Source organism: Belnapia sp. AC561 (assembly GCF_979252845.1).
The window spans coordinates 1-238 of record NZ_CEEDBP010000479.1 but is presented as its reverse complement, the minus strand read 5'-3'; the positions used below and the strand labels follow the sequence as shown (position 1 = coordinate 238).

At 70.6% G+C, this 238-nt stretch carries 1 protein-coding gene; it reads left to right on the top strand.

Going from position 1 to position 238, the window contains the following annotated elements; translation table 11 throughout:
• Nucleotide 1: 1 nt before the first annotated feature.
• The coding region (locus AC0IW9_RS31925; protein ID WP_471652292.1) for a winged helix-turn-helix transcriptional regulator at nt 2–238 on the top strand (237 nt) is incomplete at its 3' end.

Below are 238 nucleotides of genomic sequence, written 5' to 3'. Positions count from 1 at the left end.
CATCCTGACCCAGCGACTGGCGGGGCTGGAGGCAGCGGGCGTGCTGCGTCGCCGCCTCCTCCCTCCGCCCGCCGGCGTGCAGGTCTACGAACTCACGCCGTGGGGGTATGAGAGCGAACCGATCATGCAGACGCTGGGCCGCTGGGCGGCGCGGTCGCCGGATCACGACCCCACCCTGCCTTTTTCCGCGGCATCGGCGATGATGTCCCTGCGGACGATGCTGGATGTCGGCAAGGCC